General features: G+C 44.5%; 16 protein-coding genes. 5 read left to right on the plus strand and 11 right to left on the minus strand.

The features are described 5' to 3' along the window. Positions 1 to 14 precede the first annotated feature (14 nt). The gene (locus MsAg5_RS03600; RefSeq protein WP_338099256.1) at positions 15 to 935 is read left to right on the plus strand and encodes a methyltransferase; all 921 of its coding nucleotides are present in this window, start codon (positions 15 to 17) and stop codon (positions 933 to 935) included. 101 nt (positions 936 to 1,036) lie between these two features. Next, entirely contained in the window at positions 1,037 to 1,477 is a 441-nt protein-coding gene (locus tag MsAg5_RS03605; protein WP_338099278.1) for a DUF805 domain-containing protein, read from the plus strand. Between the two features lie 37 nt (positions 1,478 to 1,514). Here the strand turns inward: MsAg5_RS03605 and MsAg5_RS03610 are convergent, their stop codons facing one another. The 11 genes from MsAg5_RS03610 to mcrB all read right to left on the minus strand — a co-directional run bounded on the left by MsAg5_RS03610 (position 1,515) and on the right by mcrB (position 11,887). Continuing rightward, on the minus strand, positions 1,515 to 2,132 hold the full coding sequence (locus MsAg5_RS03610; protein ID WP_338099257.1) for a hypothetical protein: 618 nt from the start codon (positions 2,130 to 2,132) through the stop codon (positions 1,515 to 1,517). 138 nt (positions 2,133 to 2,270) lie between these two features. Beyond that, complete coding sequence (locus MsAg5_RS03615) at positions 2,271 to 2,924, minus strand: hypothetical protein (RefSeq protein WP_338099258.1); 654 nt, start codon at positions 2,922 to 2,924, stop codon at positions 2,271 to 2,273. 84 nt (positions 2,925 to 3,008) lie between these two features. Then, complete coding sequence (locus MsAg5_RS03620) at positions 3,009 to 3,620, minus strand: hypothetical protein (RefSeq protein WP_338099259.1); 612 nt, start codon at positions 3,618 to 3,620, stop codon at positions 3,009 to 3,011. Between the two features lie 268 nt (positions 3,621 to 3,888). Further along, positions 3,889 to 4,443, minus strand: coding sequence for a LemA family protein (locus tag MsAg5_RS03625; RefSeq protein WP_338099260.1), 555 nt, complete (start codon positions 4,441 to 4,443; stop codon positions 3,889 to 3,891). A 396-nt stretch (positions 4,444 to 4,839) separates the two neighbouring features. Then, on the minus strand, positions 4,840 to 5,562 hold the full coding sequence (locus MsAg5_RS03630; RefSeq protein WP_338099261.1) for a hypothetical protein: 723 nt from the start codon (positions 5,560 to 5,562) through the stop codon (positions 4,840 to 4,842). A gap of 180 nt (positions 5,563 to 5,742) precedes the next feature. Next, complete coding sequence (locus MsAg5_RS03635; RefSeq protein ID WP_338099262.1) at positions 5,743 to 6,534, minus strand: DUF2927 domain-containing protein; 792 nt, start codon at positions 6,532 to 6,534, stop codon at positions 5,743 to 5,745. A 318-nt stretch (positions 6,535 to 6,852) separates the two neighbouring features. Then, positions 6,853 to 8,568, minus strand: a complete 1,716-nt coding sequence (gene mcrA, locus MsAg5_RS03640; RefSeq protein WP_338099263.1) for a coenzyme-B sulfoethylthiotransferase subunit alpha — start codon at positions 8,566 to 8,568, stop codon at positions 6,853 to 6,855. Positions 8,569 to 8,580: 12 nt separating this feature from the next. Further along, a complete protein-coding gene (gene mcrG / locus MsAg5_RS03645; RefSeq protein WP_338099264.1) occupies positions 8,581 to 9,342 on the minus strand; it encodes a coenzyme-B sulfoethylthiotransferase subunit gamma in 762 nt (253 codons plus the stop codon). Positions 9,343 to 9,354: 12 nt separating this feature from the next. Further along, complete coding sequence (gene mcrC, locus MsAg5_RS03650) at positions 9,355 to 9,954, minus strand: methyl-coenzyme M reductase I operon protein C (protein WP_338099279.1); 600 nt, start codon at positions 9,952 to 9,954, stop codon at positions 9,355 to 9,357. A gap of 56 nt (positions 9,955 to 10,010) precedes the next feature. Then, positions 10,011 to 10,556 carry a methyl-coenzyme M reductase operon protein D gene (mcrD, locus tag MsAg5_RS03655; protein WP_338099265.1) on the minus strand — a complete coding sequence of 182 codons (546 nt, stop codon included), beginning with the start codon at positions 10,554 to 10,556 and terminating at the stop codon, positions 10,011 to 10,013. Between the two features lie 26 nt (positions 10,557 to 10,582). Beyond that, a complete protein-coding gene (gene mcrB, locus MsAg5_RS03660) occupies positions 10,583 to 11,887 on the minus strand; it encodes a coenzyme-B sulfoethylthiotransferase subunit beta (protein ID WP_338099266.1) in 1,305 nt (434 codons plus the stop codon). Positions 11,888 to 12,576: 689 nt separating this feature from the next. Between mcrB and mmp10 the strand changes: the two genes are divergently transcribed. From mmp10 to MsAg5_RS03675, 3 genes are all read left to right on the plus strand, one after another. Continuing rightward, positions 12,577 to 13,827, plus strand: coding sequence for a methyl coenzyme M reductase-arginine methyltransferase Mmp10 (gene mmp10, locus MsAg5_RS03665; protein ID WP_338099267.1), 1,251 nt, complete (start codon positions 12,577 to 12,579; stop codon positions 13,825 to 13,827). Positions 13,828 to 14,586: 759 nt separating this feature from the next. Next, positions 14,587 to 15,051, plus strand: coding sequence for a hypothetical protein (locus tag MsAg5_RS03670; protein WP_338099268.1), 465 nt, complete (start codon positions 14,587 to 14,589; stop codon positions 15,049 to 15,051). A 479-nt stretch (positions 15,052 to 15,530) separates the two neighbouring features. Continuing rightward, positions 15,531 to 16,529, plus strand: coding sequence for a hypothetical protein (locus tag MsAg5_RS03675; protein WP_338099269.1), 999 nt, complete (start codon positions 15,531 to 15,533; stop codon positions 16,527 to 16,529). Positions 16,530 to 16,642: the final 113 nt, after the last annotated feature.

Genomic DNA, 16,642 nt, shown 5'->3' on the forward strand with positions numbered 1-16,642 from the left:
ACGAGGCACGTTTTATGAATCAAAAACCGGAACAATCGGCACCCAATATTCCGACGTCAACAGCGCCGGCTATTCAAACCGGTTTGCCGGCTGCGGATTCGAAGGAGATGAGAAAACTCATCGGTCTCATGGAGCAGTTTGCGGTTTTGAAACACGCCACGGTCGCGATGGGCGTCCGGCAAGCGGACGCGGAAACGATTGAGTGCGCCCGCCGCGCCGTTGAGCAAGGCTATGCGGATGTTGTTTTGGTCGGCAACCGGGCGGAAATCGAAAAAGCGTCGGCGTCGGTTTTGCCGGCGGACGCGCCTTTACCGTTTGAAATCGTGGACACGGACGAGCCGGAAGAAGAAATTGTTTCCATGCTGATGTCGGGCAAAGTGGACGCCGCCATTCGCGGCACCGCCAAAGCAAGCGACTCGCTGTCCAACCTGAAACGGGCCTGCGACATCAATGAAATTCACAGGATTGCGATTTTGCTCACCAAACAAGGAAACCCCTATTTTTTCGCGCCGGTCGGCATCGATGAAGGAACGACGGCGGAAGACAAAGTGAAATTCATCTGCCTCGGCACGCATTTGCTGCGCCGCGTCGGCGTCATGCCCTGCGTCGGTTTGATCACAACCCCGGACGACGCCGGCAAAGAAGAAGCGGCCATCATCATTCGGGAAATGAAGAAAAGAGATATTACTGTGATTGATTACGGCTTAAATTTGGAAAAAGCGTTTGAGAATTCCAATTATATCATTGCGCCCAACGGCATTTCCGGAAATTTGATTTTCCGCGCCTTAACGTTCTTGGGCGGCGGTGATGGGTTAGGCGCGCCGATTTTAATGGATCACCATGTTTTTGTGGACACGTCGCGGTCGGCTGGGCATTATACGAAAGCCATTATGGTGGCCAGCGCTTTGTCAAAAAAACGGGAATATAAAGAGTAAAATCTATTGTTTTATGAAGCTGCCGCCATTTTTTTATTAATTTTTAAATTTTAAAATACACATATATACTATTAAAATATTTTATGTTCATGCATTCCATCATGAACATTTTTTCATATCAAGGCCGTCTCAACCGGGCGCCTTATATTTTTTTAACAATCGGGTGCTGGTTATTGGCGATTTTCAACTATTTTGCTTTTTATTATTTTTTTCTTCTTTTTTGGAAAGATCTTTATTTCAGCTATTGGAATTTGTTGCTCCTTGCGGTTTTTTTAATTTACGTCCTTTTTTTGATTCTTTTATCCATATTCAACTATTCTCAAACCGTCCGCCGCCTTCATGATCTAAACGGGTCCGGATGGCTTTGGATTTTAAAACCAACGCTTTTGATTCCCGGATTGAATTATGTGACGGTTTTTGCCGTCATCCTTTTGGACATTTGTTTATGCCTGTTTGAAGGATCGGTTGGACCGAATCATTACGGTGAAGATCCGAAAGGACGAAAAGGAAAAGTTTCTGAAAAACAATTGTCTGAAGATTGAGTTTTTGTTTTTCAGTTTTTTATTTTTGATTTATTTTTCAGTTCTCTGCTGATTGAATTTTATTCTTCAATTCTTCAAAGCTGATTTGTTCGCCGTAATGATAAATCTTTCCGCCGTTGACGGTGTAAACCGGCTCCGTCAGAAAATCAGATGTGCTGTTGATGAATATGACAACTTGTTCTCCGATTTCCCGGTCAATTGTACCATTGTCATAAAAAAAATCGTCTTTTTTTCCGCCGCCCATTTGTTTTGTGAATTTTTCCGGCATTTCTCCTTTCAGAACGTCATCCGTTTGAAATGTGTGAACCGTTCGAATCGGATATTCTCGTGCGTCCCATCCGTCGGAATCATCAAAAAAGCTGTGAACGTACATGTAAAGTTTTGCATAATTTTTCGATCTTGAAAATTCTTGTGGCGCTGCCCCATCCGGCGTATTCCAAACGCTTTCGGATTGGGTGATGGTTGCAATCACAATGGTATCTGATTCTGAAATCAGTTCGCCCATCGGCGTTTCCACATAGAGGACGCACATCCATCCTGTTCCGACCGTTCCGTCTTCTTTTTGGTATCTTCGATTGATTTCATGATATGTTGACATAGCTGCAACAACAACCAATACAGCAATAATCAAAACAACTGCAATTGATATTCTCATCTTTTTATTTTTGTTCATCATCATTCACTATTTTTTAAAAAATGTTCAATTGATATATACATATTGAAAATTATTAGACTTATAATTATCAAAAAATAAAAATGAGAAATTTGAAATAAAAGTTGAAAATTGAAAAATTTAATTATTTTCGGCTTTAATTTTTGTTTTCAATTCTTCAAAGCTGATTTGTTCGCCGCCGTTGTAAAACATCTTTCCGGTTTCATAAATTTCGGTTTCTAAGATGAATTTTTCATTCGTATCGTTGTCGATAAACAGAATAAATTGCTGCCCGATCTCTCTTTCATAGGTGCAGTTGTCGAAAGTAAATCCGTCAACGGTTCCGCCCCACATTTGTTTTTTGAACGTGTCCGGCATTTCACCTTTTAAAATTTCATTTGTTTCAAAGGTTAATTCCGTATGAATCGGAATGTCGTACGTTGGTCCGATTTCCGGATTCAGATGTCTGTCATAAAACATATCGGCAAACAGGTACAATTTGGCGTATAATCTCGAATGTGTGTATTGAGGTGGTTTTCCCCCATCTGATGTATTCCAGACGCCCTTAGAATCCGTCACAGTTGCGATGACAATAACATCTGATTTTTCAATCAATTCTTCCGCGGTGTATCCGACATAGCAAATACACATGCCGCCGACGAGGATTGTCCCGTCGTCTAATTCCCAATCGTTTTCAAAGGAAATAAACGCGGCTGAAATGATAAGGGCTAAGGCGGCAACGGTCAGAACAACAACAATGATGATTCCGGCTGCAATTTTTTTATTTTTGTCCACAGTTTCCACTTCCGATTTTTAATACAAAAGGAAAAGCAAAAATGAAAAATAAAAAACGAATAAATAAATGAAAAAAGAGATTGCTTAGGAGGCAATTTCTTCTTTCACTTGGGTCAACGTGACGTCGCCGTAATATTCGCTGGTGAAGTTTCCGTTTGCGGTTTCAATGAATGCGTTCGGGAATCCGATTTGAACGTAGTTTTGTTGAATCACAGTTCCGTTCTCGTCTTTCGGATATTGAATGAACAGCAAAACCGTGTCGTTGTTTTCAAATGTCGGCACTTTTTGGGCGGTAAACGTGTATCCGTCAAGAGTGCCGCCTTTCACGCGGCCGGTAAATGTGTCGTTGACGGTTCCTTTCAAAATGTCGTCCGTCTGAAACGTGTATTCGGTTGAAATTTGTCCGTAATTGTCTTTGTATTCCGTCATGTTCGCCGGTTTTTGTCCGTCAGGGGTGTCCCAAACGCCTTTCTCGCCGGTCACGGTTGCCACGACGATTAAATCGGAATTATCAACCAATTGCGGGAATTCGGGGAAATACCAATTGATCATAATGGTGCCGAGATCAGTGTCGTTTGTTTTGTTTTCTTTTGCATCCATCTTATTCATCGCCGTATAAACACCGGCGGCCGCAACCACAATAAAGACAGCGGCTAAAATAATAATCCATAATTTCATGTGTGATTTTTCATCCATAATGTCACCTTTTCGAATACATTTTGATTTTTAATAAACGGCTTTTATAATGCTTTTATTTAAAATCTAAATCCAAAAAGGGCTGGTTTTTATAAAGTCTTTACTTTAACTGCAAACGGGTTTGAAGTCTTGTTTTTGAAAAATGAGGGTCGGTTGGCGAGTTGCCGAAAATGTGTTGCTGTAATGCGCGCGGCGGCGCCCGCCATAAAAAAAGAAAAAAAAGAACAAAGAGAAAAATAAAAGAAAATATAAATTCTGTCGATCCGGTTTATTGATTCATTTCCGGCGACGCGCCCAAGATTTCTTTTTCTTCGAAATCCCATTTGTCGGCGATATCCGCATTTGTCGGCGCCTTTATCATTTTGTTATATTTTGCGGCAGCCGTATTGTATTTTTCTTTGAATTCATGAATTTTTCGGGCATTGATTTCGATTTCGTTCATCAGTTCCGCATACATCGGGTTTTCGATAATCTGCGGGTTTTTGGCGATCATGTCGTTCATGATCCGGCCGGCCGATTGAATGCTTTTGTAACATTCCGCCACACTTCTTTCTTCATTCTGAGCGTCGGCGACGGTTTGACGGAGTTTTCCGTCCGCATCATATTTTTGAAGCAAAACCGCGAGATAGCTCAAGCGTTCGGCCTGATCTCTCAAGAGCAAGTCGAGATCATATTCTTTGTTGCCGGCGTCCTGTTCGTAGAAAGTCAATTCATTTTGTTTTTTGGCCATTTTGCGCATAAAAAAAGCAGCCAGAAGCAAAATAATTGCCAGAAGAATGATAAAGCCCAAAATCAGATAAATCGGTATTCCGCTGTAATCCATATTCAATCCTCAATTCTGTTGATGTGAATGACAACGGTTTCATTCGTTAAAATCTTTTGTTCAAAAATTAAAAGTATTAAAAATGGTCATTGATATCCTTTTCAATCAAAAACCAATATCCAGGTAATTTTATCTTGAATTACTCTCAGCACTTGTATGAAATTATTCTATGACAATGTCTATTGCAATCGATAAATTTTGACAAAACTCTCAGCACCATCGGGCGACATATTTTCTTAAAAAACGGCCGGTTTTTGGGAAAATTGATATCATATTCATTTTTATCTTGAATTTCTCTCACCACTTGTGAGAAAATATTTTTTCAAAACGTCTCTAGATTGTGAAATATTTTCATAAAACTCTCACCACCTTCAAGAGACAGTTTTGATATCGGTTTCATTTTTCCGAAAACAGCGCGTTCTCCAAATCTTCAATCCCGACCCGTTCAATCAAAAATCCCAGCCGTTCTTTCGGATTGGCATTCTTTGCGTACCACGCCAAAATCTGATCCACCATCGGCAGAATCTCTTCTTCCTCAATCAATTTTGAAACCGGCGTTCCAACTCTCGTTTTTCGTCCCCATATGCCGCCGACATAAATCTGATATTTCGTTTCTCCCTTCTGACGCTTCGCCACGATGCCGATGTCGTTCAAATCCGGTTTCACGCAGTTGTTCGGGCAGCCGCCGACCGCAATTTTTACCTTGGCCGGAAATGTTTCTCCCAAACGGTCCACGAAATATATTTGATGCAGTTTTTGGGCAATTCCCTGCGTGTCGCAGCCGCCGAAAACGCATGTTGTTCCTTTGCAGGCTGAAATCGGGCGCATTTTGGGACCGGTGCCGCCGAAGAAAATGCCGGAATTGAGGCCATTTATGTATTCGCGTGCCGGCTCGATGTTTTCGTACGGAATGCCGACAATTTCGGCGGATTGGCGGGTGGTCATTGCGATTTTTCCGTTTCCGAAGCGTTTCGCGCATTCGGAAATCTGAGCCAACTGCTCGGCGGTGTAAACGCCGCCCGGGACGACGATGCGTCCCGAAAAATTGGTTGTGTTGCGGTTTTGCAGGAAGCCTTTAGATTTGGCGGCGGTAATTTGTTCGGGGGTGAGTTTTTCCATTTTTGATTCTCCGTTTTTGATGTATTTTCCGAGATTATTTATTTTTTACGGAAAATATAGTAGGTTCAAAATCAAGAACGTTTCAAGTACGAAAAATAAATAGTAAAAATGAAATGATAAAAATAGTAAAATGTAAAAAAGAAAAGTAAAAAATAAATCCGAGCGCCGGATTTATTCGAATTAATTATTCACAAATTCATCCACGGTCGTGTTGTCATAATAATCGCACAATCTGAAATACGGCATACCGATCGGAATGTCCGGGTTGTAAATCATTTTCAGCGCCAATGTGTCTGTTTTGGAGAAACTTGACACCGGATTATTCATATTCATAATGCTGGTTCGACCGTCGACGTGGTCGTAAAAGCCGAGCATGTGGCCGAATTCGTGGAGCATGACGCTGTTTCTATATCCCTGCGGTCCGCCCGGTTCCATAATGATGTTGGCTTGATAGATTTCGCCGTTTCGAATGTTGAAATCACAGAAACTCTTTTCAAAACCGCCGCTTGAATATTGATCTCGGACGGTTTCATAATTTTCATTGGTTGTGTAGATGATTTTGATGTTTTCGCCGCTGTTTACAATCTGCATGCCGGGGAAACCTTGGATGGTGTTGAATTCCGCAATCGTCTGATTGAGCGCTTTTAAATCCTTGTCGGATGGATCGCCCTCAATTTTGATTTTCATAGGCGCCGCCCATTTTTGAACGCCGCTCGTGGTCGAGTCGTTCATCTGCGTGTCCCAAATAAAGACGAGTGCTTCGTCAAAATTCTCGGAACTTTTTTCGTTGAGCGCTTTAAATCCCCATCCCGGATTGATGGACGCCAGAGCGCCCGTTTGCGACAAATAAAACACAAGGACGGCAAAAATAATAACGACGAGCAGAAGTTTTCCGATGGTTGATGCTGCGCTTGGTTTTTTATCAGCGGAACTGCCGCCGGCTTCGGATGAGTTATTCTTATTTTCTTCCATTTTAACGCCTTCTTTTCTTGAAAATCAGGGAAAAATTAACCCCAAAGAAAATACCTGTTATCCGATTCAAAAATTAAAAATCGAAACAAAAATTGAAAAATATACTTGGAAATCAAGAGCTTGACCCCAAACTCATTACAATTCCAAAGTAACATTATCCCGAATATTTATGAATGTTTTTGTAATCCAAAATTTATGAATGTTTTTGTAAGCTAAAAAAAAGCCGGACAAACTTTCGTTTGTCCGGCGGGATGAAATTCGGAATTTTCATCCGAATTTCATTTTTTTTATTTTTAATTTTTATGTTCGAGAACACGCTTATTTGGCGGGGATGATCAAAGATCTCTCGCCGGCCGGCTCGAATTCTCTGAGGGCACCGCGGCCGAATTCGTATCTCGGTCTGGTGAAGTCGAACGGCAGCAAGTCGTCTGCGAAACAGACTTTGACGAGCGGGCTCACGGTGTAGGCGTCTCCTCTGGTGGAGTGAGCAGCCATTGTGATACCGGCGTAACCGCCCTGGTGACCCACGTTCATGGCGTAGTTCGGGTAGTTCGGTCCGCGGAGTTCAGCCGGACATCCTTCGTCGCCCTGGTAGGAACAAACGTTGGAGGCACCGCACTGGTCCTGCAAGTCGTAGCCGTAGAATCCGAGACGTCCCCAGGCTTCCTTGTGGAGGTACATGGAGAGGTACCAGCCGGAGAGACCAGCGTTACCGTTTCCGGTGGCGATGGAGACACCGCAGCCTGCTGCTGCTGCAAGGGAGGTTGCTCTCTGGGAGCCACCGAAGTGGTCTTCAAGGGCAGACGGGTATTTTTCGTATTCTTCGATACCGAAGAGGGTGGATTCCGTGGCGATGTCTTTGATGACTTCGTTGGTGGCCTTCACCTTGTTTGCGGTTCCGGTCTTGGCAGCTTGGTTGTACTTCTTGTTGATGTAGTCCATGTTGTAGTACAAGTTGTTGTCCAAGATATCGTCGGTGTATCCTGCGGTTGCATATTGTGTGAAACCGACACCACCGGACATGTAGGAACCGAGCCAGATCTGGTCGTACATGACACAGCCTGCGCCGACGACTTCGAGGGCGACTTTGGCCGGGTCATCGACGTTCACACGGCTGGACTGGACGATGTCACAAAGGTGACCGAAGGAAACTCCTCCGGGCTCGTTCGGTGCTCTGACACGGCGGGCCGGAAGTAATTCTCCCATGTTGATGACACCGGCGTGTTTTGCAGCGTAGGACAAGTCAGCGACAGCTGCTTCACCGGCGCACATGTTGTATGCGGAGATGAAGGACATACCGATCTGCATGGCAGACCATCTGCTGGTCTGACCGCCGTCAGTGGATCTGATGACGATGGTCGGAATGTGGAGCGCTTGCCAGGATGTGTTACCGATCGCGGCTTTGAGTTGTGCGGCTTGTTCGGCCGGGAACATTTTGTTGATGTCGATCAAGAATTGTTTGTCGATTTCATCAGCAAGTTCGTCGTTTCCGGTGAAGATCTTGACGTAACAGTCGTCAACAAGTCCCGGGTGGCACTCGACCATCATTTCCTGAACGACAGCGCCGCCCGGAAGGGAGTGGTTAAGGTTTTCGAGGTAGTTGTTGATGGTTTCCGGAGTCACTTCTTTACCGAGTCTTTTCTCGAGTGTTTCGTGAGCCATGTCGAGACCGACGATGTTGGTTCTCTTGATATCGTCAACCATTTGCTGCATGGCAGCGTTGTTGACGTAGTGGAGGTCATCGGGGTCAACGACCATGTCGGTGCCGGAAATTCTGTACGGGGTGATACATCTCTGACCGAGCGGTGCACCGGTGTGCATCATCGGGTTGTAGCCTGCAAGTCCTCTCTTTTTCGCGATTTCTTTACCGGCTTTGATCATTTCTCTCTTTCTCGGGCTCTGCTCCGGTCCTAATCTCAGGAACTTCGCGGTCTTAGAGGTAATGTCTGTTCCGCCCTGTCTGTTGTCTCCATAGTCTTCTCCGAATTTGATTTCCATGGATCTCTTGAATCTGTCAAAAATATCTTGTGCCATTTTTGTCTCTCCTTACTGGGCTTTGTTTGATCCCGGTTTGAAACCGTACTGGGTTCTTTGTAAGTACACTCTGTGGACCCATTCGATTGCTTCTGCATCGGATCTGTACGGGACATTGTCCACGCGGTAGATGGTGGTTCTCTTGGCTAATTCTTCTTCAGACATCGGCTTTCCGAGGACGACTTTGCGGTCGAGCGGGATAGCCACTTGGTCTTTGTCCATAATGATGACGTCGCCTTCTTTTCTGCTTCTGTCGAGCATGTCGAACATAACGCCGTCTTCTTGAAGTCTGACGGAGTGTCCGTGAACGGTGGCGCCGCGGATGCTGGAGCGGGCCGGGTCGCTCATTTCAGTTTCAAGTTGGTCTTTGGCGATGATTTCCATGTCTCTCTCACGGGCCTCAACGATTTGACGACCGGAAAGGGTTCCCGGGTCGACGCCTCTGAAGTTGATGGCGGCGTAGTACGAGCGGACGTACGGAACGGACGGTGCGTTGTACATTGAGTCAACGAACTGAACGTATCTGACACGGTCACCGGCTTTTGCGCCGGGGGTCGCTTCGACGATCTCTCTGACCGGGCACGGCGGCTCTTCCATTTCGGCGAGCGGCGGGTGGGTGCTCGGGTAGTCTTGACCCGGAGCGCGGTGTCCGAGAATTGCGGTTAAGTCTTCGTCAGAAATTTCTCTCAATTTTTCTAAGTCGTGACCCATGTGTTTTCTTCTGTTTTGTGCAACAGAGGTTGTACCTGGATAATATTGTGCTTTGTATGCCATATTACTAACTCCTTATTCGATTTGGCCTAATGCTTCTTTTGTTTTGACGATAATCTCGCTCAGTTTCTCTCTGGAACAAGCGTCGCCTCTTGCGACTCCTGTTACGATATTTAAGATCATACCGTCGGAAATCATGTCTTTCTCTTTGGGTTTTACGTTGCGCGTCTTGATGCCGACTTTCGCGAAGTCTTCAAAATCCACAAGTGCTTGGCAGATAATAATTGCCGGAATGTGCACGCCGCTGAAAATATCCCGGGCTTTTTTCACAAAGTGGTTCCGGACATTTCCGAAATGGATGATGGCCATTTTGTGCATGTTGATTTGGTCCAATTCTTTCGGGTCAATACCGAAAGATCCCATGGTTCCCGAGTCGGGATAACCGGTTCCTGCGTAAAGGACCAAAACGCCGGTGTGAATATTTTCTCTTCGGATAGCATATGTGATTTCACAAATCGGTTTTGTCACGTGTCTTCGTCCGGATCCCATCGCCACAACGACGACTTCCAGTTTGCCGGCTTGGGAGAGTGTTCCCGCGCGGGCGAGACTGCCGCCTTTTCCGTGGCTTAAGCCGCAGCGACAATCCACAACTTGGGTGTTCCGGTTAAAGTTCATCATTTATTATTCACCGATTGGTTTTGATCTCAATCATTGCATCCGTAGGTGCTTTTTCATTCTTCGCCGCTTGTGTTGTTGTCTTCGTCGTCTTCCTCTTTTTTGATGTAGACGATTTGGTCAAGTTTTGCTTTCGGGTCCGTCATTCCGAGAAGGGTTTCATCGGCACAGGGTCCCATTTTGGCGTAATCAACAACGGTTGCGTGTTTTTTGAAAAACGTTCCGACATAAAATTCAAACGGAAAATTCAGGACTTCTTTGCAAGCCAATCTGATTTGTTCCACACATTCTTCGTCGAGTACTTCAATCCGGAGCCGCCCGAGGCTGACTCTCATGTTGATTTCTTGGCCTTCCACCTCAATTGGTTTTTTGAGAGGATGGCTGACTTTTTCGCCTTTTCCGGGTCCGTATCCGACCTTATCCGGAAGACTTGATCCTTGCACCATGACTCTGACAATCCCGTCGCAATCGTAAATTCTTCCGAGAAGTTTTTCCGAGGTCTCAGGACTCAAAATGCGTTGCGGGACGATCTCAATTTGGAGCGTGTCCCCAATTTCCGGCTGCACCGGACAATCTGAACCTGATTCTGTGGGATTTGTCATAAACATCAGACCTTGTCTTGGTTATTTTAAAGGGCTCCTGCGACGGCTTTAATGGGTTCTCTGAATTCATCGATGGTTCCGAACACGTCGCCGATGATGGCGGATGTGGATTCAATGGTGAACATCTGAGTTCCTGCGTCGAGTGAAACGGCTGCAGCGACACAGGGGATGGCAAATCCTCTGGAGTGTCTTGTAACGACGTGGTTACCGTTGAAGATACCCGGTCCGCCGCCACCGTAAATGGAGTGACTGAAGAAGGAGAATCCAACAGATGCGCCCTGAAGTTTACCGTAGTCACAGCCCGGAAGGCCTGTTTCTTTTTCAAGGATGTCGTTGAAGTAGAGCATGGTTGCGGCAACGTCTTGTGCGGCGCGGGAGGCACCACAGTTGACCATTGTTGCGGCAAGGGTTCCTGCTGCGGCATAGGCGTTCCACATGGCAACATCGTTTGCTTTGTAGAATTTGTATCCGGACGGGCCGGTCTTGTCGACGGTGATGATTTTCTTCTCGATGGCTCTGGAGACGGTGGACTCGATAACGGATCCGATTGTACCGGTCTTTCCGTTTTCTTTGACCATTTCGTAGACCAAGTTGTTGGCGTTTAAGCCCTGGTAGGCCAAGCCGAGGAGTTGGTGTCTTTCGAATTCGCCGATGGCACCGCCCATTTCAAAGATACCGGACTGCTCGTAAATGGAGGAGAGTGCGGCTGCATTCATTGCGTTTCTTTTGGTGATAGCGGCAACGTGGTTGGATGTGATGTTTCTGAGTGAATATCCAAGACCTTCGTTGTTTTGCGGGATGTCGAGAATTCCTTTGATCGGGCTTCCGGCCATACCGACGGTTTGCGGGTAGCTGCCCCAAATGGCGGCTTTGACCATCATAGAGTCGTACATGTCAGTGTTGTACGTGTCAAGAATCGCTTGGGTAACTGCAGCTGCAGTGACGGTCATGGAGGCGGTGGATTCCGCACCCGAGGTTAATCTTGCGGTCGGGATTTGAACCAAGAGTTGTTTTCCGCCTGCAAGGGGCTTAACAACAGTGTCGTCGCCTTCGTCAACTTGGACGAGCTTTTTGATGGCGTCGGAAAGAGCGCCGGAGTCAGCAACAACTTTGTATTCAAGTTTGCGTCCGAGAATTTGCTTTGCAGCGCCGCCCATCTTTCCGGTGGAGAGTGATTTCTCAATTCCGGCAAGGTTGACTGCAACTGATCTTTTAGTGTCCATAATGATTTTTTGGACTGCCTTGTTTTTTGTTGGAGCAAGGTCTCTGATATTTACGTTGCTCTCTAAGAGTTTTCCTCTATCGCTGTAGATATCTACGGTGTCAGACACGGATATATCCTCCTTAAATATTTAAAATAAAAATTGGCTATGATAAACGATATTCAAAATGCAGAGAATATTATCTGCACTTATTTACCATTCCAATCATCTATCCAATTCGTAAGTTTTATACTTAAAGCTTTTGAGATTTGTTAACCAAAAATCATTTGAAAAAACAAGATGAGAATACGATATACATTATTTTTAGCAAAGGGTATTATTCTAAAATACAATCGTGTTAATATTATCAAAACACGTCTTTTTTTCCGAAAAAGATTGTTTTTCCAAAAAAAGTTCAAAGAATCGAATCAAAACATATTTAATTAATGTTCATGTATCCGCCCAAAATCAACATCACTCATTTTCAAAACGGCGGCATTATTTTGCTCAAATCTTTTTTGAAATATGAGACTCATTTTGTATTTTTCGAGTTTGTTTTTTTAAAATTATAGTCATGATTTATCATGATATTTGCATTTTCAATTTCTGATTCAATGTTGCTGCCGGTCCGGTCCGTTTATTGTTTGCGGCGGCATGCGCGCGCGTTACGGCGACGTATTTTTTAAAAATCGAAAAGTGAGGCGGTCTTTCTATTGAATCTTCCATTTTCTTCGATTTTCTTTGACATATAATATATGTCAAAACACAGGGTGGTTTCTAGCATATATTATTAATAGAAGACTTTTCATTTTCCTGTCATGGATATTTTGATCGACGTCGGCGGAAATCCCGGGACGGATTGCCGCGGATTTTGTCAGTACTGCTATTTTAAAAAAGTCAAAGACGCCGAGCCGCTCGGCTGCAAATACTGTCTGCCATATCAGAAAGGCTGTGACTATTGCACGCGCAGCGTTCGGGAATCGTATTCGGGCTTTAAGCCGATGCGCCAGGTTTTGGATGAAACGGCGGGAAAGCTGTCTCAAGTGAATCCGAACGACATCACCGGATTTATGATTACGGGCGGCGGCGATGTCAGCTGCTATCCTGAATTTTATTCTCTGCTTTCTTTTTTGTCCGAATTCGGTCTCCCTGTTAAAATCGGCTACACCAGCGGAAAAGGTTTTTTGGGAAAAGAAGCCCCGGTTTTGCTCGGTTCGGGTGTTTCCGAAGTCAACTTTACGCTTTTTGCGTCCGACCCGGCGCTTCGAAAGGAATATATGCGCGACCCCGAGCCTGAAATGTCGCTGGCGGTTTTTGAACAATTATGCTGCGGCTGCAATGTTTATGCGGCCATCGTTCTTGTTCCCGGCGTCAACGACGGCGCCGTTTTGGACGAAACGCTGACATGGCTCGAAAAAACAGGTGCTAAAGGCGCTCTTTTGATGCGGTTTGCCAACAGTTACGACAACGGCCTGATTCTTCGAAACGAGCCGGTGATGCCGGGAATTGTGCCGCACACCATTGAGGAATTTTCCGACATCGTGAAAACAGCTGCGAAAAACCATCCGAACCTTCGGATTTCGGGAACGCCGCTTTGCGATCCGGTTTTAGATTCACCGTTTGCAATCCGCAACGATCCGGACGCGCTGTCCAAGCTGCCCGCCGTCACCAAAGAAGCAACGGTCATTACCGGAAAAGCAGCCGAATCACGCTTGTCCGATATTTTTGACAAACTCGGCGGTTTGGTAAACGTCGTCGCTGTTCCCAAAGATATCGGCTGCCTGATCACTTTTGAAGATTTCAAAAAACTCAGTCCGGAAGATATGAAAAATATTAAAGAAACGGTTTTCATTCCGGGGCGGGCGTTTGTGCATGACCGCGAACTCAAAGAGTTTATGGACGCCGGCGGCGTCAAACGGATTGTCCGCCGGGGACCCGACACGCTGTCGATTGACGGGGAAATTTCCGCGGGAATGACGCGGGAAGAACTCATCGCGTTTGAAATTGAAGCGTTTTCGGAACTGATTACGCAGATTAATGCGCTTGGCCTTCCGCCGAAAAAAGTATAAAAATACCGGGAAACGGTTCTTGGATTATGTAATAATATGTTTCTATAATACATGTTTCCGGTTCTTGGAATATATATACACGTTTTCGGTTCTTGGAACATATAATATATGTTCCCGGTTAGGCTTCTTTTACGATTTCTTTTCAAATCTTCGTCCATCATCTCTCTTCTTATCGAATATATTTTGAAATACAATTTTTAAAAAGATTTTTCCTTTGAAAAAAGATTAAAACATAATTTTATATATATTTTATTTTATATAATATCTTACCGGCAAAGCTGTCATTTTCAAAATATCCATGGTACTGCCATCTTAGTTCCCATGCATTGTTTTTTATTGATTGCAAAGCCGGTTTATTCACAACACCACACAAAAACAAACCAAACTCCAAAAACAAACTCAAAAAACGAACCAAAAAACTAAACTCCATAACATGATGTTCCGGAAAAAATGGCCGGATGCATATGTTCAAAAGTTCAAAACCGAATGAGGCCGCCGCTGAAAAATATGACGGATGCAAAACCCGGCATCCGTCAAAATAGCCAAACCCGACAAACTTAATGACTCACCTCATTTTCAGTGAAAATGGTTGCTTCATTCGGATTTTTGTCCCCGTTTAATACGGGGATATTTTTATATACTATCTATGTTTTTATACTATGGATATATGATTTATTTAAAAATTTTTATAAAATATATGGGTTGGAATATTTTATAAACATTTTATATATCTTATTCAAATAAAGGCAAGGGTACTCAATGAAAACTATTAAAAATTTATTTTCAATCTTCGTTGTTTTATTGGTTTTGCTCTCATTGGCAAGCGTTGCGATCGCGGCTGACTCAGTCGGCGGCGACAAAGGCACATACGTTATTAAATGTAACGTCAACGGCGCTAATGTAACATTAATCGATATCAATGGCAATGCTGCTTATAACGGCACCGTTCAGAACGGTCAAGCGACCATTCCGGTTTATTTGACCGGCACCCCGATCGACAAAGTCAAAGTCGAAGCTGACGGATATACCACCGCCGTTGTGACTATCGGCGACGACTGCCGGCCCGGCGTTAACGGAACCGCCACCATCACGGTCACCCTCAAACAGAAAACTATTCCATGGATTCCGATTATCTTAATCGTCTTGATCATTATTTTGATCATCGCCTACGCTTACCTTTACTACAAAGAAAAGAAGGAAAAGACGCTCGGCGGCTTAAACTAAATTCACGCTTAAGTTCTAACCCCACTTGAGATAGAAAGGATGACGTCTTTGACGTCATCCTTTTTTTTAATCAAAATTAACATTTTATATTTTTGAAACAAATATTCATTTTTATTCTATTGCTCTTCCGGTCTGTTCTGATTTTATTTTGGCGGCGCCGGCACGCGCGTGACGGCAGAATTTTTCTGAGAACCGCCGAAAACGGGTGCTTTTCTGTCACATTTTTCTTTTCTTTCACACGGATTTTATTATTTTAGATAAAATTATCAAAAATAAATAAAATCATTAATAAAATATAAATAACATATTAACTATTTAATAAATATCCTTTAATAATTTTGTCTCACCATTAAATGAATTAAAAAGATGGCGGAGGCATATTATTAGGAATTTTATTCGAAGAATAGTTATAAAATTCAAAATAAAAATTGAAAATTGATCTAAAAAATCTCATATTCAATGTTAAGGTTGGAAATATCGTGAAAAGTCTCAAAAAAATCGCCTCTATTTTTATTGTTTTACTGGTTATGTTCGTCCTTTCCGGTGCCGCGTTGGCCGCGCCCGGCAGCGATGAAGGCAACATTCGCGTCAATTGTAACGTGGACGGCGCCATTGTTCAGCTTTTGAATTCAAGCGGCAGCGTTCTTTACACCGCCACCATCCAAAACGGCTACGCCGTTATTCCGGTTTACACCACCGGCACACCGGTGACGGAAGCCGTCATCTCGGCAGACGGTTACCAAACCGCCGTTGTCTCCGTCAACAACCCGGGCCCGGGTCAAACCACCACCATTTCGGTCACTTTAGCTCCGACCGACAGCGGTGATGACTATGACGGCGAAAACATCGCTTTCATCGAAGTGGACTGTAACGTCAACGGCGCACTCGTTCAACTCGTCAACGCCAACGGCATGATTGTTTACACCGGTTCTATCCAAAACGGCTACGCCTGGTTCCCGATTTACATCCCGGCCACACCGATTACGGAAGTCCGCGCGTCCGCCAGCGGCTACTACAACAACAGCACGCCGGTCTACACCTACCCGATGGACCAAGGTCAAGTTGTGACCGTGAACATCACGCTCACACCGGTTTCCCAGCCGAGCAGCACCAGCACCTACATCGTCAACTGTAACGTCGACGGCGCCAAAGTCTCTTTAATTGACACGAACGGCCAAGTTGCTTACACCGGATACATCACCGCCGGATCCGTGACCATCAACACAGACAGCAACGGCGCAACCATCGGTGAAATCATGGTCGAGGCCAACGGTTACCAAACCCAAACCATTACCATCACCAGCAGCAACCGCCCCGCAGCCGGATCTTCGGCCACGTTCAATGTTGAATTAACAACCGGCAGCAGCATGTCTTCCACCACCTGGATTTGGATCGCTTTGGGCATTGTCGTGATTATCATCGCGGCAGCCGGCGTGTACTACTTCTACACCACATCCAAGAAATCGGAAAACAAATAAAATAAGAATTGAATGACATATTTGGACAAATTTGCAATGCCATTGCAAATTTGTCTGATTTACACTTTTTTTATCCAAATTATTTATTTTAGTTTAATTTGCAATGGCATTGC

Origin of the sequence: Methanolapillus africanus (assembly GCF_032714475.1) — an archaeon.
GTDB lineage: Archaea > Halobacteriota > Methanosarcinia > Methanosarcinales > Methanosarcinaceae > Methanolapillus > Methanolapillus africanus.